Raw genomic sequence first — 680 nt, forward strand, 5'->3', positions numbered from 1 at the left:
GATAGAGCAAACAGTGTTAACGTTAAATGTGAGTTTAACGCAGGATGTTTTGCTTAGTGCGAGCCGCAGAGCGAGCGAATGAGGGAGTGTACAAGTAGTACATGACCGAATAAGCGAGTGAGCAGCGAAGCAATAAGGAAAACAGACAGTTAAAATTGGTCTGTAGCTCAGGTGGTTAGAGCGCACCCCTGATAAGGGTGAGGTCGGTAGTTCGAGTCTACTCAGACCAACCAATTCGCCGCCAGGCGTTGTTGCAGCAAACCTCACATACGAAAGTATGCTTCGGTTTACTGCGCCTAGCCTGACAACGAATAGAGAGCAAAGACCATAGAAAGACTTATTGCGATGATTTTTGCTTTAGGCAAGGCATGCGACGAACGAGTGAGGGAGTGTACATCAGGTACATGACCGAGTGAGTGAGGAAGCATAACGCGGCATAAAGGAAAAAGCAGAAGCAAGAAGAGGGGTTATAGCTCAGCTGGGAGAGCGCCTGCCTTGCACGCAGGAGGTCAGCGGTTCGATCCCGCTTAACTCCACCAACACCTTTTATGCGTTGTTGCAGCGAACATCACATACCTAAGTATGCTTCGGTTCACCGGGCCTAGCCTAAAAGCCGTTGGTTACACTGATAATGATTGCTCTGGAAATTCAAATATAAGCACTTAGTTTTAAGTTTTTAT

2 tRNA genes are annotated in these 680 nt (G+C 47.2%); both read left to right on the forward strand.

Annotation, left to right across the window (positions count from 1 at the left end):
- Positions 1-156 precede the first annotated feature (156 nt).
- Positions 157-233: transfer RNA gene (locus tag AGRI_RS11285), tRNA-Ile, on the forward strand.
- A 230-nt stretch (positions 234-463) separates the two neighbouring features.
- A tRNA-Ala gene (locus AGRI_RS11290) sits at positions 464-539 on the forward strand.
- The last annotated feature ends 141 nt before the right edge of the window (positions 540-680 follow it).

The organism is Alishewanella agri BL06 (assembly GCF_000272005.1).
GTDB classification, from domain to species: Bacteria; Pseudomonadota; Gammaproteobacteria; order Enterobacterales; family Alteromonadaceae; genus Alishewanella; species Alishewanella agri.